This window comes from Micromonospora sp. D93, assembly GCF_018070365.1.
GTDB classification, from domain to species: Bacteria; Actinomycetota; Actinomycetes; order Mycobacteriales; family Micromonosporaceae; genus Micromonospora; species Micromonospora ureilytica.
In genome coordinates, this window is record NZ_JAGPXW010000008.1 from 168886 (window position 1) to 190674 (window position 21789).

Sequence of the window (21789 nt, forward strand, 5' to 3'; positions counted from 1 at the left end):
ATGGGAATGTCACCATACGACAATCACCGACGTGCCGTCCCGCGAATCAATGCGGTGTGTCGGCAGCTCGACTTCGTTTTCCGGCTAGCGCGCCGAATGGTTCTACGTCTGCTGTCCTAGCCACCCTCGTGGCCGACAGCGAAATCTTGTTCATGATTCGTCTGGGGGGTGGCCGGGTCACTGCCGGGAGACCGGCCCACGGAGGGGGGAAACGTTGGACGCTACTGATCCTGACCGCGTTGTTCGGCTGGCCGTGGCCGAGGCACTGGCCCGGGTGGCCGACGAGGACAGCCTGGGTCTGGGTGAGGGTGACGCGCTGGCGAGGCTCGGCGGTGGGCTGCGTGAGGTGCTGCGCCGCGCACTCGACGACCGGGTGCCGCTGACCACGCCGGAGTTCGTCGACCTCTGCCGCGACCTGGGTCTGCACCGTGACGCCTTCGACCTGCTGGGGCACTACCTGATGACCGCGTTGCTGACCCAGCACGTCGGACCGGACGCCCTGATCCGCGTCGGGGTGCTCTTCGGCACCGTCGGGCGCTACCTGCCCGGTGCCCGTCCGGTGGCCCACCGCAACGAGGGCCCCGCGCCACGGCGACGCGACGTGCGCTCGGACAACAGCGTCGTCGGTCGGTACCGCCGCGCCAAGCTGCCAGAGCACCTTCCCAACCCGCCGAGCTGGACCTGCACCGGGTGCGGCCGCGAGTGGCCCTGCGCCACCAAGCAGAGCCAACTGCTCGCCGAGTTCGGTGGAGCGCGCGCCTCCCTCGCGGTCTATCTCGGTTCCTGCCTCGTCGCCGCCGCCCAGGACCTGCCGGCACTGCCGCTGCCTCGGGTCCGGCTCCGATTCCTGGGCTGGCTGCCGCGTGCCCGGATCTGACCGGGCCGGCTGACCCGTCCGCCGTCCGCACGGCCCGGGACACCCGGCAGGTGCCCTGAACCGGCCGGCCTCGGTCCTGATCGGGCACTCCGCGCGGTCGCGAGGTGACCCGCTGCTGCCCCGGCCGCGCTCCCTGCGGGTCGGAGCAGGGTGTTCATCGGGGGCACCCGCTGCGTACGGCGGCTGTTCACCGCCTTCTCCGAGGCTCCTTGATCGAAAGAGCATTCGCTTGATCGAGGAGAGGCTCTCACGTGAGAGACAAGCATCCCGAAGAGACCGAGCACGCGCAGCTGTCCCGGCGCAAGCTGGTCAAGTACGCGGGCGTCGGCGCGACGCTGGCCGCTGCCAGCCCGCTGGTCGGCGCCGGAGCGGCGTGGGCCGACGAGGACCGCCGCCCGGGTGACGACGACAAGACCGACCGGGGTAACTCCAAGAACCGGGCGTGGCGTGCGGGCGACCACCACATCCACTCCGAGTACAGCGGCGAGTTCGACACCACGAAGTCCCCGATCGTCTTCCACAAGGGCGCGGACGCGGTCTACCCGATCGTCACCAACGCCATCATGGCGAAGAACTTCGGACTGACCTGGGCGATGTGCACCGACCATGGTGGACCGACCCACTCGAAGGTGAACATCGAGCAGGCGTACCCCGACCTGCTGCGGTCGCGCAAGCTGGTCCCCGAGGTGCTTCAGTTCTGGGGCATGGAGTTCGACGCGCCCTCGCTGGACCACCACACGCTGATGATCCCGCGCCACGACGACGAGGCGAAGCAGCTCTTCGAGCTGGAGAGCCGGTTCGCCAAGTACGACGCGTTCCCCACCGATCCGGCCCGCGACACCGAGGCCAGGATGGTGGAGTTCCTCAAGGTCGCCCGGGGCATGCCACACAAGCCGCTGGTGATCGCCCACCACACGTCCCGTTCGGCGCCCGGTCTCGGCGTCTACGGTCAGGACACCCCGCGCGAGTTCCGCAACGGCAACAACGCCGCACCGGACGTCTACATCGGCTTCGAGGGCGCGCCCGGCCACCAGGCCGGCCCGCTCAACGGTGGCAAGCGGGGCGGCTACGGCAACCACCCCACCTACGGCGGCTTCGACCAGATGACCGCCCGGGTCGGCGGAATGTGGGACTCGCTGCTCGGCGAGGGTCGGCGCTGGTGGATCACCGCGACCTCGGACTCGCACGTCCACTGGACCCGTGGTGGCTCCGACTTCTGGCCGGGCGAGTACAGCAAGACGTACGTGCACGCCCGCCAGGACTACGGCGACATCATGGACGGCCTGCGCAACGGCCGGATCTGGGTCACCACCGGTGACCTGATCCGCAGCCTCGACGTCACCGCCACCTCCCAGGGCCGGACCGCCGAGGTGGGCGAGACGATCACGGTGAGCCGTCGGAGCCGTACCGATGTCGAGATCGAGATCACGTTCCGCCCGTTGGGTGGGGTGAACGCGAACGGCGACCGGCCCGAGGTCCGCCGGGTCGACCTGATCGTCGGCCAGATCACCGGCCCGAGCGCCAACCTGGACGCCGACACCAACCCCACCACGAAGGTGGCGGCCCGGTTCGGCCCGCGGGACTGGCGGCGGCACGGCGACAGCTACGTCATCCGGCACACCCTGCGCAACGTCGAGGCGGACACCTACGCGCGGGTGCGGGGCACCAGCACCGACGAGGCCGAGCCGCTCGCCGACGGGCTGGAGAGCCCGTGGGACGACCTGTGGTTCTACTCGAACCCGGTGTTCGTGCACGTGCGGTAGGGATGTCGCGGGCCGGTCCGGCACCGCTCGACGGACGACGTCGGGTGGTGCGGGGCGGGCCCGTCCCGCCGTGTCGGCAGGTCAGTCGGCGCTGCGGCGGCGCGTTCGGGGGGTAGCGGTTCGGCCGCTTCGCGCCGCCGCGGCGCCGGTCCCGCGCGCAACGGGTGCCGCCGGGTCGGCCTGCACCTGCGTCACCACCTCACAGAGGTCGCGCAGCGGGTCCACCGCCTGGGTCGAACAGGCGACCTTCTGGAGCAGTGACCGCAGCGTCGCCGACTCGGTCGGCGTGAGCGCCCCCAGCAGATGCGATTCGACCTGCCGCAGCGCCAACCGCCGCTGCTCCCAGGCGGCACGACCGGTGTCGGTGACCTCGACCAGCCGGTTGCGTCGGTCGGCCGGGTCCGCGCGCCGGGCGACGAACCCGGGCCGCTCCAGGTCATCGATCAGGTACGTGAGGACCGTGCGGTCGATGCCGATCTCCTCGGCGATCGCGCCCTGGTTTCGGGCCGGCCCGTTGGCCGCCGCGGTGAGCAACTGGTAGCCGCGCGGGCCGCCGGGGAAGTCGGTGAGCGCGTGCTCGGCCGCCCGGACGTAGCCGCGGAAGACGATCCCGAGCATCCAGCCCAGGTCGTCGTCGAGCGGATCGGGCCGGTCCGGCCGGTGAGTGGCACCCGTCATCCCCCGACAATACCGCAGTGGGCCAGACCTTGTTGGCAGCAGATGTTCTGTGTGGCATAAGGTTAAGGTCACGACGCATCGTCCGACGCGTCGGGGGAAGCGGGAGGCTCGCAGATGAGCGACTACGGCCACGACCTGGTCTTCGGATCCTTCGTCACGCCAAGCGCTGGCAATCCGGACCGTACGGTCGGCGTCGCCGTCCTGGCCGAGCAGGTCGGGCTGGATCTGGTCACCTTCCAGGATCACCCGTACCAGCCGGCGTTCCTCGACACCTGGACGCTGCTGAGCTTCGTGGCGGCCCGCACCAGCCGGGTGCACCTGGCAGCGAACGTGACGAACCTGCCACTGCGTCCGCCGGCGGTGCTCGCCCGCAGCGTGGCCAGCCTGGACCTGCTCAGCGGCGGCCGGGTCGGCCTCGGCCTCGGGGCGGGAGCGTTCTGGGATGCCATCGAGGCGATGGGCGGCCGGCGGTTGACCCCCGCCCAGGGCGTGCGAGCGCTGGAGGAGGCCATCGAGGTCATCCGTCAGCTCTGGGACGTCGAGACGCGGGGCGGAGTGCGGGTCGACGGCGAGTTCTACCGGGTGGTGGGCGCCAAGCGTGGGCCCGCTCCGGCCCACGCGGCGCCGATCTGGCTGGGTGCGTACAAACCCCGGATGCTCCAGCTCACCGGTCGTCGGGCCGACGGCTGGCTGCCCTCGCTCGGCTACCTCCAGCCCGGTGACCTGGCCAGGGGCAACGCGATCATCGACGATGCCGCGCAGCAGGCCGGCAGGTCCCCGCAGGACGTGCGTCGGCTGCTCAACATCAGCGGCCAGTTCTCGGCCGTCGGACGGGGCCCGCTGGACGGGCCGGCCGAACAGTGGGCCGAGGAGCTGGCCGAGCTGGCGCTGGAGGAGGGAGTCGGCACCTTCATCCTCGGCAGCGACGATCCCGACGACCTGCGCCGGTTCGCCGGCGAGGTGGCCCCCGCCGTCCGCGAGTTGGTCGCGGCCGAACGTGACCGGGGCGCGGCTGCGGCCGGTACGCCGGCACAGCCGGAACGAATGCCGGCACAGCCGGAGCCGGAACGTATGCCGGCACAGCCGGAGCCGGTCGCTGCGCCGCCGGTCCGGGCGAGCCGCGCCACCGCTACCGGCGGCGCGTTCGCCGTGGTGCCGACCCCCGACGACGGTGTACGGCGAAGCGAGCAGGAGGTGTGGGACGAGTCGACCCGGCCGACCGGGCCCGTGCCCGACCCGGAGCGCACGTACACCCCGCAGGAGCAGGCCACCGGCGCGCACCTCGTGCAGATCCACGACGGCCTGCGCGCCGAGTTGGCCCAGATTCACGACCTCATCGAGCAGGTGGCGGCCGGCGAGATCGACGCCGGCGCGGCCCGGTCCCACATCAACACGATGACCATGCGACAGAACCGGTGGACGCTCGGTGTCTACTGCGAGTCGTACTGCCGCATCGTCACCACCCACCACACGATCGAGGACCAGTCGTTCTTCCCCCGGTTGCGGGCGCGGGACCCCCGACTCGGCCCGGTGGTCGACAGGCTGGAGCAGGAGCATCACGTCATCCACGACGTGTTGGAGGGTGTCGACCGGGCCCTGGTCGCGTACGTCGGGTCTCCGGACGGTCTCGCCGAGCTGCGGGCCGCGGTGGACCTGCTGACCGACGCGCTGTTGTCGCACCTCAGCTACGAGGAGCGCGAGTTGGTCGAGCCGTTGGCGCGGTTGGGCATCGCCTGATCAAAGCCCCCGGCGGCGGTTCGGGGTTGCCCCGATCCGATCTGAGAGACTACTCTCGAAACATGTCTCTCAAGAATCCGTACGGGGATTTCGAGATCACCGAGCCGCAGGCGCTGCGAGCACTGGCCCACCCGGTCCGGCTGGCGATCCTGGAGCACCTTCAGCGACACGGCCCGGCCACGGCCACCGGGCTCTCACCGCACGTCGGCGCCACACCGTCGGTGGTCAGCTGGCACCTGCGGCACCTCGCGACGTTCGGCCTGGTCCTCGACTGGGACGGTGCCACCAGCAAGCGGGAACGCTGGTGGCAGGCGGCAGCCCGAGGCTTCCGCTTCACGATGCCGGAGGGGACCGAGGGGCAGTCCGCCAGCCAGCAGCTGCGCGGCGAGATGTTCGCCCGCAACGCCGACGCACCCCAGCAGTGGCTGCTGCATGAGGAGCCTCGGCTGGACCCCGAGTGGCGCGCGCTGGCGGGCATGGCCGACACCCGGTTCGTGGCAACCGCCGACGAACTGCGGCAACTGGAGGAGTCCATTGAGGAGCTGATCGCCCCGTACGTGCGGCGCAAGGAGGAGTCGGCCCCGGCCGACGCGCGGATCATCCGGATGCTGCGGTACCTGCTGCCCGAACCCGGCGACGACGACCCGGCCGCGTCATGACCGCCACCGACGTCCCCACCGAGACCGGGGCCCCGCCGGCCCTGCACCGCGACCGGCGCTTCCGCACCTTCTGGATCAGCGAGACGATCTCCCAGTTCGGCGATCGGATCAGCGAACTGGCTCTACCGCTGATCGCCGTCACCCTGCTCACCGCCACACCCGTGCAGGTCAGCGTCCTCACCGCCTTGATCTGGCTGCCCAACCTGCTGGGTCTGTTCCTGGGCGCCTGGGTGGACCAGCGCACCCACAAGCGGCGACTCCTGATCATCGCGGACCTGATCCGCGCCGCGGTGCTGCTCAGCCTGCCGGTGGCCTACCTGTTCGACGCGATCACCCTCACCCAGCTCTACCTGGTGGCACTGCTCACCGGCTTCGGAGCGGTGCTCTTCGCCATGGCGCGTCAGGCGTTCTTCGTCGCCCTGGTGCCACGATCGGCGTACGTGGACGCCACCAGCAAGCTGAGCATGAGCCGGTCGCTGTCCTTCATCGCCGGCCCGGCCGTCGGCGGTGGGCTGGTCCAGGCGCTCAGCGCGCCGGTCGCGATAGTCGTCGACGCGGTCAGCTTCCTCGGCTCCGCGCTACTACTCAGTCGCATCCCGGTGACCGAGCCGCCGCCCCCGCCGCGTCGGACGTCCACTCTCGGGCTGGTCCGCGAAGGGCTCGTGCTGGTGCTGCGGCACCCGGTTCTGCGGGCCGCCCTCGGCTGCACCAGCACTGTCAACTTCTTCACCTTCATCGCCAGCGCGCTGCTGGTGCTCTACGCCAGCCGCGAACTCGACCTGTCGGCCGGCGCGATCGGCATCGCCTTCGGGTTCGGAGCGCTCGGCGGGTTCGCGGGTGCGGCGCTGGCTCCGCGGATCTCACGCGCGATCGGTCTGGGCCGCACCGCCATGATCGGCGTGGTGCTCTTCCCCGCGCCGCTGGCGCTGACCGCGCTGGTGTCCGGACCCACGTGGACGAAGGTGGCCATGCTGGCGGCCATCGAGCTGGTCTCCAGCGTCGGGGTGATGCTGATGGACGTGAACCTCAACGCCCTCCTCACCGCCGTGACACCCGACGACGCGCGAGGACGCCGGGCCGGCGCGTACAGCGCCGTCAACTACGGCATCCGGCCGCTCGGCGCGCTGGTCGGCGGTGCGTTGGGCACCACCATCGGCCTGCGGCCCACCCTGGTCATCGCCGGCCTGGGTGGCGTGCTCGCCGTGCTGTGGTTGGTCGCGTCGCCGGTGCGCCACATCAGAACCCTCGACGAGCCCACCGCCTAACCTGGTCAGCCAGCCTCTGCCAACAGAATCCGGGCCAGCTCGGCGGGCTGGGAGAACATCGGCCAGTGGCCGGTGGCCATCGTGACCAGTCGCCAGTGCTCGCTGGTCAGCAGCTTGGCCACCGTGTCGTTGGGCTCCGGCCCGTCGAGCAGGCACTTGACGTACGTCGCCGGCAGCTCACCCAGTGGCCGGCTCAACACGGCCGGCTCGGTCAGCGTGGCACCCGGGTGCGGAGTGGAACTGTCGACCAGGCGCGCGATCTGCTCATCGGTGAGACCCTGACCGTCGAAGTCGGCAGCACCGAGCGGAGCCCAGTAGCCGTTGTTGTCGGCGATCTGCGCCTCGAAGGCCGCCTGGCCCTGCCACCATCCGGACGCGAACGACTCACCGTCGACCGGCACCTCCGAATCGACGAAGACCACCCGGGTCAACCGGTCACCGATCCGCTCGGCGGCCTGACCCACCGGGATGCCCGCGTAGCTGTGCCCGACCAGCACCACGTCGCGCAGGTCGCGACGCTCGATCTCGTCGACGATGTCCTGCACGTGGGTCTGCTGCCCGGCGGGCGCATCCCGCTTGTCGGCGAGGCCGGAGAGGGTCAGCGGGTGGGTGCCGTGCCCGGCCGCCCGCAGTGGCGGCACCACCTCGTCCCATGCCGACGACCCCAGCCACGCCCCTGCCACCAACACGAATTCAGCCATGGCCGGGAGCCTAACGCCGACCTACGACAGGTCGGCGGGTCACGACCAGGTGCGGGCCTCGGCGGCGAACACCTCAGGTGGACTCGCCACCGGAAGCACACAGAGCAGGTGGCCGCCGGGGGCCCGCAGGACCCGGCACTCCAGCCACTGTGACACCTCGGTGGCGCCCAGGGCCGTCAACCGCGCGGTCTCGGCTGGCACGTCGTCGGTCTCGATGTCCAGGTGGAAGCGCGGCGCGTCATCGACCGCCTGGACCGCGGTGACCAGCCCCGGCAGTGCCTCGTGCAGGCCGACGAACTGCGGCTCGGCCGGATCGGACCGGGTGCCGACGCCGAGCGCCGCCGACCAGAACTCCGCCGACCGGGCGGCCTCCGCCTCGGGGGCGTCGATCAGCAGCGCGAACACGCGGCTCCGGTGCATGCCGAACAGAATATCGACGCCGCCAACAGCCTGCTCGACTCGGCGTGTGGCAGCGGAGAGACCGTTGGCCCGCAGAGGGGCAGCTGCGGTTGGCGAAGTGGACGGTCAGGTGTGGTCCCGTGCGGGCGGCCCGGTGTCGACGGGCATCCGGTAGATCTGGACCGGGTAGTCGACGGCCTGGTGCCCGCCGTTGAGCCCGGCGGTCAGGTGCAGCTGGGCCGCCGGCATCCACAGCCGGGCATCGGCGTCCAGCCACATCGCGTCCACCCACGCCAACCGCGGGTCGGCGACGAGCGTCCGGACGCTGCGGTCGGGTGCGAGGACGAGAACGCGCCGCCGTTCCAGGTCGCTGAGGTAGATGGTGCCGGTGGCGTCGATGGCCGTCCCGCCGGTGCTGGGGGTGTCACACCACCATTCGACCCTCCGGGCCATCTCGTCGGCGGTCACCGACGGGTCGTCCAGCCAGCGGGTGGCGATTCGGGACATCCCGCCGGAGGCCGGTTGGTAGTACAGCCAGCGACCGTCCGGCGACACCTCCAACTGGTCGACGTGCAGGCGTACCTCGGCACCGTCCGGGTCACGCAGCACGCGCCCGTCGGCGATGACCGGGCCGCCCGCCGTGCTCGGATGCCCGTCCTGCACCCGTCGAGGCCGACCCGAGTCGAGGTCGAGCACGATGAGCCGGCCTGACAGGCCTGGTTCCTGTGGTGTTGTCCCTCGTTGAAGAGTGTCAGGAACGGCTCCGGGCCGCGTTCCCGGAGTACGAGCTGCTGGCCTGCTCGCTGGCGGGGAATCATTCTCTGCGCAGTACGAGCAGGTCCAGGGCGTCGATCACCGGTCCGGTTTCGGTAAGCGCTGCTTGGTGCAGGCGGCCCAGGCCGGTGTCGTACTCCTCGTCGGTGATCAGTTGCAGCAGCGTGTGTGCCTCGCGGCGCAGGGTGGTCGCCGCTTCGTGCAGCGACGCGGCGGTGATCTGCGGGACCTGCTCCAGGCTGACGGTGGAGAATCCTTCGCCGCCGAAGGCTGCTTCGACCTGGGCGACGCTGGGATAGGTGTCCAGTACCCGGATCGCTTCGGAAAAGTAGCGGAACAGCGTGATCGCCTCGTGCCGACCGGCGAACGCGGACCGGATCAGGACGAGCGCGCCGGGGCGCAGGACGCGGCGCAGCTCGCGTGCCGCGGCGTTCAGGTCGGGCACGTGGTGGAGGACGGTGGAGATCCAGGCGGCGTCGACGCTTGCGTCGGGGAGCGGGATGTCGGCGGCGTCGCCAGCGACGACGGGTTGGTACACCGAGCGTTCGCGCATGGCCATCGACGGCTCGACTGCGGTCACTTCGACACCGGGGAACCAGGAGGAGAACGCCTTGGCCCAGCTGCCCGTGCCAGCACCCAGGTCCAGCAGCCGCATGCCCGGCTGCGGGTCGAGGTGCCTGGTCACAGCGGCCTGCCACTCGCCGGCTTCCTCGTCGCCGAGGTGCCGGGTCGATGCGAACGCGCCCGCGTCCGCGTGGTCGTATGCGATGCGAGCCATGTCGATGAGCGAACCGCGTCAGCAGGGCGCAGGCAAGGAGACAGGTTGTGATTCACATCCGCCAGTTCCAGTGGAGCGACTACGACGCTGTCGTCGCGGTGTGGACAGCGGCGGGTCGTGACGTCCTGCCCCGCGTTGAGCTGGAAGCCAAGCTGACCCGCGACCCTGAGCTGTTCCTGGTTGCCGAGCTGGGTGGCGCGGTAGTGGCCGTGATCATGGGAACCTATGACGGGCGGCGGGGCTGGATCCTGCGACTCGCCGTGCACCCTGCCCACCGCCGGAAGGGCATAGCCAGCCGGCTGGTGGATGAACTTGAGAGCCGCTTTCGGCAGTTGGACTGCCCGAGGGTGAACCTGCTCGTCATGCCGGACAACGTCGGCGGGCTGCAGTCTTGGCAGGCGCTCGGCTACCTGCCACTGCCGGACGTGCTGTGCTCCAAGCCCATGCAGGTCGGCAGGACGTGACCTTCGGCTGTAGACCGACCGCCTTGTGACCAGCAGCGCGCGCTTCGGGGCCACCAGGCCCTCCGCATACGCCTACCGTGAGAGCGTGAGCACTGATGCCTATGTACGGGCGTGGCTGCGTCAATGCGGAACCGAGACTGTCCAACATCCCGGTGGAAGCCTCTACGCTCATCTGTGCCGGGTCCAGGAACGCCTCGCCGACCTGGGTTACGGAGCTGACGTGCAGTTGGCCGGCCTGACCCACGCCGCCTACGGCACCGACGGCTTCGACCTCGCCCTACTCGATTGGAAGAATCGCGCCAAGCTACGGGATCTCATCGGTGAAGCTGCGGAGACTCTGGTCTACCTGTACGGGGCATGCGACCGCAAACGCAGTTGGCAAGGGCTCGCGACCACCGGCGAGGTCACCGACCGCTTCAGCGGCCAGGTCATCCGGCTCGACGCCGATCAGCTGACGCCGTTCATCGATCTGAGCATTGTCAACGAGATCGATGTGATCGAGCATGACCCGGCCCTCCTGGACAGGCACGGGGAGTACTTCCGCGCGTTGTTCCGCTCCTGGGCACCGGCTGTGTCCCCGCCGCTCGTTGAAGAACTCCGCCATACTCTCGACCGCTGATGGTTCTCGTCGCGCGGAGCCTCCAGATCATCTAACTTCATGCGCTGCAACCTTCGCGTCCGCCGGCAGAACGGGACCCATCGTCGGCGCCCAGACCGCCGCGAGCCAGTCGGGAATGAGGCATGCTCGACCGCCCAAGACAGCGGGGAAGAACCAGCAACCCGCGACCCGGTCAGCGGGCGAGTAGCCGTCGTCGTGCAGCAGCGCGCGGGCCCGGTCCCAGCGCCGCTCGTTCTCGGCGGCCGGGGTCCCGGAGGCAGGGTGCCGCCGACGCTCAGCCGGACGGCGGCACCGGGGGGCCGACCCGGGCGGCGAGCCGCTTCGGGGCCATGACGCAGTAGCTCTCGGTGAGCAGCTCACCAACCTCGTCCCAGTCGGTGTGCTCGTCCAGGACCATGCCCATCACGTTCGGCGCCCAGTCCGGTTTGTAGAAGGGGTGCCCCGTGCCGAGGAGCCCGGCGATCTCGTCGAGTGGCGACCGGAAGGTCAGCAGGCAGGCGGGCTGGTCGAGTGCGGCGGCCCGGGCGTGGACCGGCTGGCGATCGGGATCGACGGTCAGCACGTGGGCGATGGTCCGCTTGCGGATCCGCCAGCGGGTGCCCACCCAGGCGGGCTCCTCGTAGGTCTCCGGCAGCCCGAGACAGATCGGCCGCAGCCGGTCGAGGACCTCGGGCGGGACGTCTCCGGGCGCGATCACGGGCAACGACGTTAGTCGGTCGGTGTGACAAGTTCCGCTCGTCGAACCCGACCCCGGCCGGTGGTGTGCGCCCGGTCGATCGGCCAGGATGGGCCGGGGCGACAGTGGGCCGTCACCCCCGCCCGCCCCGCCCCCGTGCCCGCCGAGGAGTGCCGTGCCGTCCACCCTGCTCTCCCGCCGTGACCTCGACTTCCTGCTGCACGAGTGGCTGCGGGTGTCCGAACTCGTCGAGCGTCCCCGCTACGCGGAGCACTCCCGGGAGACCTTCGACGACGCCCTGGACCTCGCCGAGCGGGTGGCCACCGAGCAGTTCGCCCCGCACAACCGCGCCGCAGACCTCGCCGAGCCCACCTTCGACGGGCAGCGGGTGCGGCTGATCCCGCAGGTCCGCGCGGCGTTGGACAGCTTCGCCGAGACGGGCCTGCTCACCGCCGGGCTGGATGCCACGGTCGGTGGCCTGCAACTGCCGCACGCGGTCGCGGCGGCCTGCTTCACCTGGTTCCAGGCCGCCAACGTGGCCACCTCGGCGTACCCGTTCCTCACCCTGGGCAACGCCAACCTGCTGCTGGCGCACGGCAGCCCCGATCAGGTGGACACGTACGTCCGGCCCATGCTGGACGGTCGGTTCTTCGGCACCATGTGTCTGTCCGAGCCGCACGCCGGCAGCTCACTTGCCGACATCACCACGCGCGCCGAACCCCAGGCGGACGGCACGTACCGGCTCTTCGGCACCAAGATGTGGATCTCCGGTGGCGACCACGAGTTGGCCGAGAACATCGTCCACCTGGTGCTGGCCCGCATCCCCGGCGCCCCGCCCGGGGTCAAGGGCATCTCGCTGTTCATCGTGCCCAAGGTGCTGGTCGGCCCGGGCGGGTCGCTCGGCGAGCGCAACGACGTGGTGTTGGCCGGGCTCAACCACAAGATGGGGTTCCGGGGCACCACAAACGCCCTGCTCAGCTTCGGCGACGGGGCGCACACCCCCGCGGGCCGCGCCGGAGCGGTCGGACACCTGGTCGGCCCGCCGCACCAGGGTCTGGCACAGATGTTCCACATGATGAACGAGGCCCGCATCGGGGTCGGGGCGGGTGCCACCGCGCTGGGCTACACCGGCTACCTCAAGAGCCTGGCGTACGCGAAGGAGAGGCCGCAGGGCCGACCGGTCGGCGCGAAGGACCCGGCCGCCGCGCAGGTGCCGATCATCGACCACCCCGACGTACGACGGATGCTGCTGGCGCAGAAGAGCTACGTGGAGGGGTCGCTGGCGCTGGTGCTCTACTGCGCGCGGTTGCTCGACGAGCAGAAGACCGCCCCGGCCGAGGCCGACCGCGAGCGCGCGCACCTGTTGCTGGACGTGCTCACCCCGATCACCAAGAGTTGGCCGTCGCAGTGGTGCCTCGCCGCCAACGACCTGGCGATCCAGGTGCTCGGGGGCGCCGGCTACACCCGCGACCACGACGTGGAGCAGCACTACCGCGACAACCGGCTCAACCCGATCCACGAGGGCACCCACGGCATCCAGGCACTGGACCTGCTGGGGCGCAAGGTGACCATGCAGGGCGGCGCTGGTCTCGCCCTGCTGACCACGACGATCGGTGACACTGTCGAGCGGGCCCACAAGGCCGGGGGAGAGGCGGCCGAGCTGGCCGACCGGCTGGCCGCCGCGGTGGACCGGGTCACCGCGGTCACCCGTCGACTGTGGACCGACGGTGACCCGGTGCTCGCGCTGGCCAACGCCAGCGCCTACCTGGAGGCCGTCGGGCACGTGGTGATCGCCTGGATGTGGTTGGAGCAGGTGCTGGCGCTGCCGCCGGAGGGGGCCGGCGACGCGTTCCACGCCGGCAAGCGGCAGGCCGCCCGCTACTTCTTCACCGTCGAGTTGCCCCGGACCGGCCCGCAGTTCGACCTGCTGGCCAGCCGGGATCGGACGACCCTCGACATGCGCCCGGACTGGTTCTGACCGGCCCGCCGCCCGTCACCGTCGCCGGGACGGGTGGCTCATGGCCTGCCGCCCCTTCACGACACCCCAGATGATCACGATCACCAGCGCGATCACACCGATGATGATCAGCCAGCGGACCGCCTCGAGGAGCAACCCGAGCAGGATCAGCACACCGGCGACCACGCCGACAACCCAGAGCAGTGCACGCATGTCGACCTCCCGTAACCGGCCGCGCCTGGTGCGGCCGGCCTCGGCTTCTCGTTCCCCGTCCGGCCGACACCATGCGCGAGCGGCGTACCGGAGTCGATCAGCTGCCGGTGCGCGCCACGTAGACGGTGTTTGCCGACTCCCCGCCGGTCAGCGGATTGGCGAACGGCACGACGTGCGCGCGTACGCTCGCGAACACCTCGGTGAGCGCTGCGGTGAACTCGGCGTCCGGCGGGTCGTCCGACCAGAGCGCGAAGACGCCCTCGGGGCGTAGCAGGGCGGCCAGGCGGCGCAACCCGGCCGGCGGGTAAAACGCCGCGTGGCTCGGGTGCAGGACGTTGCGCGGGGAGTGGTCGACGTCGAGCAGCACGGCGTCGAACCGCCGTCCGGGCACCTCGGTGTCGAAACCGGTGTCACCGGCCACCGCCGCAAAGAAGTCGGCCTGCACGAAGCGGGTCCGAGGGTCCTCGGCGAGCCCCGCCGCGAACGGCAGCAACCCTCGTTGGTGCCAGTCGATCACGTCCTCGATCGCCTCCACCACGAACAGGGAGCGCACCCGGGGGTCGCCCAGCGCCGCGCAGGCGGTGTAGCCCAGCCCGAGACCGCCCACCACCACGTCGAGGGAGTCACCGGCCACCTCGGCGAGACCCAACCGGGCCAGCTCGATCTCCGCGACCGGGAAGAGGCTGGACATCAGGTACTCGTCGTCGAGCTTGACCTCGTACACCTCGACCTGGAGTGCCGGGTCCCGCCGTCGGCGCAGACTGATCGCGCCGATCGGAGTCTCCCGCCAGGCCAGCTCTTCGAAACGCGCGCCCACGGGTGCCCTCTCGCCGCCGGATTCGTCCACGGATGGTAGCGGTTGCCCCGCGACGGGCGGCCACGCAGGGTCCACGGGACGTCGACGCAGCGCATATCCTGTGCCCGGCCGATCCACCGGAGGGGAACCATGCCGTCGCGGCAGGACCAGCTGCACTCCTACCAGTTCAGCGTCCAGCGGGCAGTCGCCGCCCTGGTCATGCGGGAGACCGACCCCGTGCAGTCGCCGTTTCGGCGGTTGGCCGGCGCCGGCCTGGCCAGCGTCCTGGTCGCGGCGATCGGGCTCGGTGGTTTCGCCCTCTACGGTCTGTTCGCCGGCGGCGGCAAGGGGTGGCGCGACCCCGGCGCGGTGATCGTGGAGAAGGAGTCCGGCGCCCGGTTCGTCTATCGCGAGCAGAAGCTGCACCCGGTGCTCAACTACGCCTCGGCGCTGCTCATCGTCGGCGCGGACCGGTCGAAGACCGTCCTGGTGTCCCGCCGCACGATCGACGGCGTGCCGCGCGGGCTGCCGTTGGGCATCGCCGACGCACCCGACTCGCTGCCCGCCCCGGGCCGGCTGGCCGCCACGGCGTGGACGGTCTGCTCGACGGGCCCGGCCGGCGCGGGCGTCGAGGCGCCCCGCTCCGCGTTGCTGATCGGCACCGAGCCCGACGGCGGTCGGCCGTTGGGGGACGACGCGTTGTTGCTGCGCCATCCCGACGGTGGGCTGCACCTGGTCTGGCACCAGCGGCGCTATCTCGTCCGTGATCCCAGCCGCGTGCTGGCGGCGCTCGCCACCACCCGGGCCCAGGCGGTCCCGGTGGCGCCGGCCCTGCTCAACTCGCTGCCCGCCGGTGCCGACCTCGCCCCGCTCGACCTGCCCACGCTGGGTCGGCCCGCCACCCGCGTCCCGGGTGCCACGATCGGCACGGTCTACCTGGTGAGCAACTCCGGTGGCGGCCGGCAGTACGCGGTGGCGCTCGACGGCGGCCTGGCCGGCATCACCGAGTTGCAGGCGGGGTTGTTGCTGGCCCGCACCGGGCAGGTCGGGCCGGCGTCGATGACGTTGGGCCGGTTCGCCGCGCTGCCCACGGTGCCCGATCTCGCCCCGACCGGCCCGAACGCCCCACCACCGGCTCCGCCCCGGCTCGCGCCCGGCGAGGGCGGCGCGCTCTGTACCCGTATCGGCGACGACGGCGGCGTGGGTGCGGTGCGCTTCGGCGTACCGCTGCGGGACCTGACGGCCGTGCCCCGCACCGCGCCGACCGGTGGCGCGGTGCTGGCCGACCACGTGGTGGTCGAGCCGGGCCGCGGCGCGGTGGTCGAGGCCGCGGCGGCGCCCGGCGCGACCGGCGGCGCGGTCTCTGTGGTCACCGACCTGGGCCGACGGTACGTGCTGGCCGACCGGGAGGTGCTCCCGATGCTCGGCTACCGCGACGTGCGACCGGTACGGCTACCGGCCGGGCTGGTCAGCCTGGTGCCCGCCGGCGCCACCCTCGACCCGGCCGCCGCCCGCGCCGTAGCCGCCCCGGACTGAGGGCGAGGTGGCCCCGCCGGTGTCAGTCGGCCGGGCGGCGCAGGACGGTGACCGCGAACGGGGCGTCGTCGCGCCACGGGCGCAGGTCCCAGGTGGCGAAGCGCTGCTCCACGCGCAGCCCGGCGGCCACCGCGTCGGCGTCGAACGCGGTCAGCGGGTAGCCGCGCTCGGTGCCGAAGCCCACCGTCAGCACGCCATCGGGTCGCAGGTGTGCTGCCACCCGGCGCAGTACCGCCGGTTCGGTGCCGACGGCGACGAAGGCGAGCACGTTGCCGGCCAGCACCGCCGCGTCGAACGGCTCCGCCTCACCCAGCGCCGACAGATCCAGTTCGGCGAGGTCGGCGACCAGCCACGTCGGGCCGGGATAGTCGGCGCGGGCGGCATCCACCAGCGCGGGATCGGCGTCCACGCCGACCACCGTGTGCCCCCGCTCGGCCAGCGCGGCACCGACGCGGCCGGTGCCGCTGCCGGCGTCGAGAATGCGGGAGCCGGGCGCGACGAGGGCGTCCACCAGCCGGGCCTCGCCGGCCAGGTCCGCGCCCTCGGCCACGAGCTTGCGGAACCGGTCGATATACCACTGTGAGTGCTCGGGACCGGTGTCGGTCGCCCAGCGGGTCGGGTTGGCCATGAGGCCACCGTATCCGGGCCGGCGGGGGCCGGGCGGGCGACCCGGACGAGACGATCATCCCTTCTCCGCGCCGCTGGTCAGCCCCTCGGTGAGCAGCCGTTCGCTGGCGAAGAAGAGGATCACGATGGGCAGGGTGAGCACTACCGACCCGGCCATCAAGACCGTCTTGGGGACCTCCACCCCGTCGGCGAGCAGGGACAACCCGAGTGACACCGTCCACCTGTTGGGTTTGTCGACCAGGAACAGCAGGGCGAAGAGGAACTCGTTCCAGGCGATCATGAAGTCGTAGAGGGCGACCGCCATGATCGACGGCATCGCGAGGGGCAGGCTGACGCGCCGGATGATGCCGAGCCGACCGGCGCCGTCGATGGCGGCGGACTCCTCCAGACTGACCGGGATGGTCTCGAAGTAGTTCTTCAGCATGTAGACCGACACCGGCAACGTCTGCGAGATGTAGACCAGCACCAGACCGAACAGCGAGCCGCGCAGCCCGGCCCGCGTGAACACCACGAACAGCGGGATCGCGATGACGATCGACGGGAACAGGTAGACCGCCAGGAACAGGAAGTCCACCTGCCTCCGGCCGAAGAACCGCAGCCGGGCCACCGCGTACGCGCCGGGGATCGCGACCAGGAGGGTGAGCACTGTCGCCGCGACGGCGACCAGCCCGCTGTTGCGGATGAAGGTGAGGAAACCCTGGCCGCCGTCGTCGGTGGCCTTGAGCACCTCGGCGTACGTGGCGACGGTCAGCTCACCGAAGCCGACCACCAGTGCGCCGGGGTCGAGCAGCAACCGCTCGATGGGACGCACCGAGAGCACCAGCATGTAGTAGAAGGGGAAGACGGTGATCACCAGGAACACGGCGATCACCAGGCGGCGCAGCCAACGCAGGCTCACCGTCTCGACCACGTCCCGGTCCATCAGCTCACCCTCCGTCCGAAGAAGCGCAGATAGATCAGCACGAACACGATCAGCACCACGGCCAACACGACCGCCTGCGCGGCCGCGGCCCCGATGTCGGTCCGGGCGGTGAGGAACTCGTACACCCGCACGCTGACCACCTCGGTGCCGGCCGCACCGCCGGTGAGCAGGTAGACGTCGTCGAACTTGTTGAACGTCATGATGAAGCGCAGCACGCCCAGCAGGGCGATCACCGGCAGCAGTTGCGGCAGCAGGATGTGCCGGAACCGCTGGGTGGGGGTGGCGCCGTCGACGCGGGCGGCCTCCTCCAACTCGCCGGGCACCGCCTGGAGTCGGGCCAGCAGGAACAGGAACGCGAACGGGAAGTACCGCCACGCCTCGAAGACGATCACTGTGGCCAGCGCTGTCGACTCCTGGGTGAGGAACGGCACCGGGGCGTCCCAGCCGAGCAGGCGTTGGCCCCACGCGTTGACGATGCCGAGCTGCGGGTCGAGCATCACCTGCCAGACGAACGTCACCGCGACCACCGGTGCCACGTACGGCAGCAGCATGGACGCCCGGACCAGGGTGCGGCCCCGGAACGGCCGGCGGACGACCAGGGCGGCCACCAGACCGAGCAGTATCGACCCGACGGTGCCACCGATGCTGTAGATCAGCGTGACCCAGAGCGTCTCGGCGAAGCCGGGGGTGTGCAGCACCCGGTCGATGTTGTCCATGGTGAACTCGCCGAACAGCCCGGTCTTGCGCAGCGTGGCGAGGCGGACCCGCTGGAAGGCGAGCACCACTGTCCACACGATCGGGATGCCGATGACCGCGATGGTGACGAGCACTGTCGGTGCGACAAGCGCCAGCCCGGCCCGGGATTCGCGGCGGCGCAGGGTCAGTGGTCGGCGCCGGGGTGGCGCCGGCCGCTCCCGGGTGGGGGAGCGGCCGGGGCCGGGCGCGGTGGTGGTCAATTGACGCCCGCCTTGATGGCGTCGACGTCCTTCTTGGCGCGGTTGGCGGTGGCAGCGGCGTCGGACTTGCCCGCGATGAGGTCGCCCAACACCTTGGGCACCGGCAACTCGCCGAGCATGGCGCCGACCAGCTTGCCCTGCCCCTGGCTGAGACCCCACCGCCCGAAGGTGTCCGGGCTGCGGCGCAGCGTGGCCAGCACCTCGTCGCCGTACACGTCGGCGAGGGGCTTCTTCGCGTCCACGCCCGCCTGGCTGGTGTTCCAGGCGATGAGGTACGCCTCCGGCTCGGCCGGGGTGCCCTTGCGCACCGGGAAGCGGCCCTCCGGGGACATGCCGAACCAGCGCGGGTAGCCGTTGCCGAGCATGAACTCCACGAAGGACTTCGCCGGGTCGGCCGCCGCGCCGTCCAGCACGGCCCAGGAGCTGATCTCGCCGTACTGGGCCGGCTCGCTGGCGTTCGGGCCCTTGATCGCGGTGACGAACCCGCTGTTCTTCGCGAGGAACGCCGGATCGGCCTGGCACTGGGGGCAGGTCGGCTTGGCGTCGTTGCGCAGCCCGGCCAGCTCGTCGAGGATGAACGGTGACCAGACCACCATGGCCGCCTTGCCGGCGAAGTAGGTGGCCCGGGTGGTGTCCACGTCCTGCGCACCCTTCACGGAGCTGGTGCGGATCAGGTCACCGTAGAAGCGGAACGCCTCGACGCACTGGGGCGAATCCAGTGTCACCTTGCCCGAGTCGTCGGTGAGCTGACAGCCGTTGGCAAGCGCCAGGTGCTCGAAGGTCTGCTGGGTGAACACGTCGCTGGGGGCGGTCGCCGCGGTGATCCCGGCGACGCCGCCGGTGTTCAGCTGCGCCGCTGCGGCGGTTATCCGCTCGTACGTGTCGGGGGCGGGCAGGCTGGCCGCGGCGAACAGGTCCTTGCGGTAGACGAGCAGCTGCCCCCACCCGTCGCTGGGCACGGAGAGCTGTTTGCCGTCGTCGGAGGTGAGCTCCAGCGCCCGGGGCGAGAACGTCTGCCTTCCGAGCTTGTCGACGACCTCCGCGTTCGCCGAGTCGTGCAGCAGCTCGTTGCCGGCGAGCGTACGGATGCCGGCGAGGGAGACCGAACCGACCACGTCGGGCAGGTCACCGGCGGCGGCGTTGGCGGCGATCAGGGAGGGGAACTGGTCCTCGTTGACGGTCACGAGATCGACCTGGATCCCGGTCTTGGCGGTGAAGTCGGCGATGATCGCCTTGGTGGCGGTGACCCGGTCGGCCACGTCTTCCAGGCTCCAGACGGTGATCTTCTTGCTGTTGCTGTCCGATCCGTCGTCGCCGCAGGCCAGCAGGGTGGACGTGGTCAGTGCCAGGATCAGGGTGGTGGCGAGTATCCGCCTCGGAGGTGCTGACATCGGTGGCACTCCTCTCGAAGGGTACATGACGGATCCAACACCTTCGATTGATCAATAGCAAGACATATCGCGATTTTTTGCTATCCTGGAGCCCAGTGCTACCGGGATGTGACACATGGGCAACTGGGTGGTCTCTCTCGCCGGGCCTCGACGCATCAGCCTCGAGCCCTGCCCACCGGATCCGCTCGGCCCCGGCCAGGTCCGGGTCCGCACCTGCTACTCGGGCATCTCCGCCGGCACCGAGCTGACCCTCTATCGGGGCAGCAATCCCCGGCTCAGCAAGGACTGGGACGACGTCGCCCGGATGTTCGTCCCCCGACAGACCCCGGTGCCCTACCCATTGATCGGCTTCGGCTACGAAGAGGTCGGCGAGGTCATCGAGGTCGCACCGGAGGTCACCGACCGGCATCCGGGGCAGCTCGTCTGGGGCATCTGGGGGCACCGGGCCGAGGCCGTGCTCGCCGCCGACGCGGTCCGTGCGCTCCCCTCCGGGCTGGACCCGCTCGTCGCGGTCTTCGCCCGCCCCGGCGCCATCGCGCTGACCGCCGTGCTCGCCGGCGACCTGCACCTCGGCGACTGGGTCGGCGTCTTCGGGCAGGGCGTCATCGGGCTGCTCGCCACCCGGCTCGCCGTGCTCTCCGGGGCCCGGGTGGTGGCCGTCGACCCGGTGCCCGACCGGCTGGAGCACGCCGCCCGATACGGCGCCCGGTCCATCGTGGACGCCACTGTCACGTCCGCCGCCGCCGTGCTGCGCCAGGCCACCGACGGCCGGGGGGCCGACGTCTGCCTGGAGCTGTCCGGCGCGTACCCGGCGCTGCACGAGGCGATCCGCTCCACCACCCACGCCGGCCGGGTCGTGGCCGCCGGCTTCTACCAGGGCCAGGCCGACGCGCTCGGCCTTGGCGAGGAGTTCCACCACAACCGCATCCAGTTGGTGGCCGCCCAGGTCTCCGGGCCCAGCCCCGCGCCGAGCATGGCCGGCCGGTGGACCGGTGACCGGGTCGCGCAGACCTTCATGGACCTGGTGGCCGACCGCAGCGTCGACCCGCTGCCGCTGGTCAGCCACATCGTCGACGCCAGCGCGGTCGCCGACGCCCTCGCGCTGCTCGACCGCGGCGCCGGTGACGTCCTCCAAGTCGTGCTGAGGTTCTAGATGACCACCATCGCGCTGGCCTGTCAGGAACAACTCCTGCCGGGCACCAACCTGATCCAGAAGTACGCCCTCGCGGCCGCCCTCGGCTACCAGGGCATCGAGCTACGCGGCCGCGGCGACCTCGCGTTCGCCCGCCGGCTGCCCGAGCTGCGCCGGGCCCGCGCCGCCGGGGTGGTGATGCCCACCGTCTGCGTCGAGATGGACCACTTCATCGGCGACTTCGACCCCGCCCGGTCCGCCGACGCCGTCCGCAACCTGCGCTCCCAGCTCTCGGTGATCGCCGAGTTGGGCGGCGTCGGGGCGATGACCCCGGCCGCCTGGGGAATGTTCTCCCGGCGACTGCCGCCGTTCGAGCCGCCCCGGCCGCCGGGCGGAGACCGGCAGGTGCTCCTCGACGCCCTCGGCGAGCTGGGCGAGCACGCCCGGGCCGAGGGGGTCAGCCTCTTCCTGGAACCCCTCAACCGGTACGAGGACCACATGGTCAACCGTCTCGACGAGGCGGTGGCGCTCTGCGCCGCACTCGGGCTGCCGTCGGTCCGGGTGGTCGCCGACACCTTCCACATGAACATCGAGGAGGACGACGTGCACCGCGCGCTGCGCGCCGCCGCGCCGTACCTCGGGCACGTGCAGGTCAGCGACTCCAACCGGTACCAGCCCGGCGCCGGGCACCTGGACTGGCCGGCGCTGGTGCGCACGCTGCTGGAGCTGGACTACCGGGGCTGGCTGGCCCTGGAGTGCCGGCTCCGCGGCGACCCGGTCCGGGCCCTGCAACAGGCCGCCACGGTGCTGCGGCACGCGTTGCCCCGGCGGGCCGCCGCGTGACCGCCGACGCCGGGCCGACAAGTGTC

Annotated in this window: 23 protein-coding genes; 11 read left to right on the forward strand and 12 right to left on the reverse strand. The window is 71.2% G+C overall.

The features are described 5' to 3' along the window. The first annotated feature begins 214 nt into the window (after positions 1-214). Both KBX71_RS33670 and KBX71_RS12685 read left to right on the forward strand, forming a co-directional pair. Positions 215-877, forward strand: a complete 663-nt coding sequence (locus KBX71_RS33670) for a hypothetical protein (protein ID WP_247683361.1) — start codon at positions 215-217, stop codon at positions 875-877. A 251-nt stretch (positions 878-1128) separates the two neighbouring features. Then, the gene (locus KBX71_RS12685) at positions 1129-2640 is read left to right on the forward strand and encodes a phosphoesterase (protein WP_210818126.1); all 1512 of its coding nucleotides are present in this window, start codon (positions 1129-1131) and stop codon (positions 2638-2640) included. Between the two features lie 81 nt (positions 2641-2721). Here KBX71_RS12685 and KBX71_RS12690 read toward each other — a convergent pair whose 3' ends face one another. Then, entirely contained in the window at positions 2722-3318 is a 597-nt protein-coding gene (locus KBX71_RS12690; RefSeq protein ID WP_210818127.1) for a MarR family winged helix-turn-helix transcriptional regulator, read from the reverse strand. Positions 3319-3432: 114 nt separating this feature from the next. Here KBX71_RS12690 and KBX71_RS12695 point away from each other — a divergent pair, with 114 nt between their 5' ends. From KBX71_RS12695 to KBX71_RS12705, 3 genes are all read left to right on the forward strand, one after another. Further along, complete coding sequence (locus KBX71_RS12695; protein WP_210818128.1) at positions 3433-5055, forward strand: LLM class flavin-dependent oxidoreductase; 1623 nt, start codon at positions 3433-3435, stop codon at positions 5053-5055. 62 nt (positions 5056-5117) lie between these two features. Beyond that, the gene (locus KBX71_RS12700; protein WP_210818129.1) at positions 5118-5714 is read left to right on the forward strand and encodes a helix-turn-helix transcriptional regulator; all 597 of its coding nucleotides are present in this window, start codon (positions 5118-5120) and stop codon (positions 5712-5714) included. Further along, the gene (locus tag KBX71_RS12705; RefSeq protein ID WP_210818130.1) at positions 5711-6979 is read left to right on the forward strand and encodes an MFS transporter; all 1269 of its coding nucleotides are present in this window, start codon (positions 5711-5713) and stop codon (positions 6977-6979) included. Before KBX71_RS12700 ends, KBX71_RS12705 begins: the two co-directional genes overlap by 4 nt. 5 nt (positions 6980-6984) lie before the next feature. On the opposite strand, the gene KBX71_RS12710 is transcribed toward KBX71_RS12705, so the two are convergent. The 4 genes from KBX71_RS12710 to KBX71_RS12725 all read right to left on the reverse strand — a co-directional run bounded on the left by KBX71_RS12710 (position 6985) and on the right by KBX71_RS12725 (position 9631). Continuing rightward, on the reverse strand, positions 6985-7680 hold the full coding sequence (locus KBX71_RS12710; protein WP_210818131.1) for an alpha/beta fold hydrolase: 696 nt from the start codon (positions 7678-7680) through the stop codon (positions 6985-6987). 39 nt (positions 7681-7719) lie between these two features. Next, complete coding sequence (locus tag KBX71_RS12715) at positions 7720-8100, reverse strand: VOC family protein (protein WP_196927021.1); 381 nt, start codon at positions 8098-8100, stop codon at positions 7720-7722. A gap of 105 nt (positions 8101-8205) precedes the next feature. Next, positions 8206-8775, reverse strand: coding sequence for a hypothetical protein (locus tag KBX71_RS12720; protein WP_210818132.1), 570 nt, complete (start codon positions 8773-8775; stop codon positions 8206-8208). Positions 8776-8893: 118 nt separating this feature from the next. After that, complete coding sequence (locus KBX71_RS12725; RefSeq protein ID WP_210818133.1) at positions 8894-9631, reverse strand: class I SAM-dependent methyltransferase; 738 nt, start codon at positions 9629-9631, stop codon at positions 8894-8896. Between the two features lie 47 nt (positions 9632-9678). On the opposite strand from KBX71_RS12725, the gene KBX71_RS12730 reads away from it, so the two are divergent. Both KBX71_RS12730 and KBX71_RS12735 read left to right on the forward strand, forming a co-directional pair. Beyond that, positions 9679-10095: a GNAT family N-acetyltransferase gene (locus tag KBX71_RS12730; protein WP_210818134.1), complete on the forward strand. Its 417-nt coding sequence runs from the start codon at positions 9679-9681 to the stop codon at positions 10093-10095. An 85-nt stretch (positions 10096-10180) separates the two neighbouring features. Beyond that, a complete protein-coding gene (locus tag KBX71_RS12735; protein ID WP_210818135.1) occupies positions 10181-10714 on the forward strand; it encodes a DUF6817 domain-containing protein in 534 nt (177 codons plus the stop codon). A 274-nt stretch (positions 10715-10988) separates the two neighbouring features. On the opposite strand, the gene KBX71_RS12740 is transcribed toward KBX71_RS12735, so the two are convergent. Beyond that, positions 10989-11411, reverse strand: coding sequence for an MmcQ/YjbR family DNA-binding protein (locus tag KBX71_RS12740; protein WP_210818136.1), 423 nt, complete (start codon positions 11409-11411; stop codon positions 10989-10991). Positions 11412-11565: 154 nt separating this feature from the next. On the opposite strand from KBX71_RS12740, the gene KBX71_RS12745 reads away from it, so the two are divergent. Beyond that, on the forward strand, positions 11566-13368 hold the full coding sequence (locus KBX71_RS12745; RefSeq protein WP_210818137.1) for an acyl-CoA dehydrogenase: 1803 nt from the start codon (positions 11566-11568) through the stop codon (positions 13366-13368). Between the two features lie 15 nt (positions 13369-13383). On the opposite strand, the gene KBX71_RS12750 is transcribed toward KBX71_RS12745, so the two are convergent. Continuing rightward, entirely contained in the window at positions 13384-13560 is a 177-nt protein-coding gene (locus KBX71_RS12750; RefSeq protein ID WP_210818138.1) for a hypothetical protein, read from the reverse strand. A gap of 97 nt (positions 13561-13657) precedes the next feature. Next, complete coding sequence (locus tag KBX71_RS12755) at positions 13658-14377, reverse strand: spermidine synthase (protein ID WP_196927017.1); 720 nt, start codon at positions 14375-14377, stop codon at positions 13658-13660. A gap of 129 nt (positions 14378-14506) precedes the next feature. Here KBX71_RS12755 and eccB point away from each other — a divergent pair, with 129 nt between their 5' ends. Then, a complete protein-coding gene (gene eccB, locus KBX71_RS12760) occupies positions 14507-15892 on the forward strand; it encodes a type VII secretion protein EccB (protein ID WP_210818139.1) in 1386 nt (461 codons plus the stop codon). Positions 15893-15914: 22 nt separating this feature from the next. Here eccB and KBX71_RS12765 read toward each other — a convergent pair whose 3' ends face one another. Genes KBX71_RS12765 through KBX71_RS12780 form a run of 4 tightly spaced genes read right to left on the reverse strand, consistent with a single transcriptional unit; the run spans position 15915 to position 19788 of the window. After that, positions 15915-16520 (reverse strand): bifunctional 2-polyprenyl-6-hydroxyphenol methylase/3-demethylubiquinol 3-O-methyltransferase UbiG, encoded by a 606-nt coding sequence (locus KBX71_RS12765; protein WP_210818140.1) that lies wholly within the window; start codon positions 16518-16520, stop codon positions 15915-15917. Positions 16521-16574: 54 nt separating this feature from the next. Next, positions 16575-17441 (reverse strand): carbohydrate ABC transporter permease, encoded by an 867-nt coding sequence (locus tag KBX71_RS12770; RefSeq protein WP_091406739.1) that lies wholly within the window; start codon positions 17439-17441, stop codon positions 16575-16577. Beyond that, complete coding sequence (locus KBX71_RS12775; protein ID WP_210818141.1) at positions 17441-18397, reverse strand: carbohydrate ABC transporter permease; 957 nt, start codon at positions 18395-18397, stop codon at positions 17441-17443. Before KBX71_RS12775 ends, KBX71_RS12770 begins: the two co-directional genes overlap by 1 nt. Continuing rightward, positions 18394-19788: an ABC transporter substrate-binding protein gene (locus KBX71_RS12780; protein ID WP_210818142.1), complete on the reverse strand. Its 1395-nt coding sequence runs from the start codon at positions 19786-19788 to the stop codon at positions 18394-18396. The genes KBX71_RS12775 and KBX71_RS12780 overlap by 4 nt, the downstream gene beginning before the upstream one ends. Positions 19789-19903: 115 nt before the next feature. Between KBX71_RS12780 and KBX71_RS12785 the strand changes: the two genes are divergently transcribed. Next, positions 19904-20941, forward strand: a complete 1038-nt coding sequence (locus KBX71_RS12785) for a zinc-binding alcohol dehydrogenase (RefSeq protein ID WP_210818143.1) — start codon at positions 19904-19906, stop codon at positions 20939-20941. After that, complete coding sequence (locus KBX71_RS12790; protein ID WP_196927011.1) at positions 20942-21763, forward strand: sugar phosphate isomerase/epimerase family protein; 822 nt, start codon at positions 20942-20944, stop codon at positions 21761-21763. It begins immediately after the preceding gene. Positions 21764-21789 lie beyond the last annotated feature (26 nt).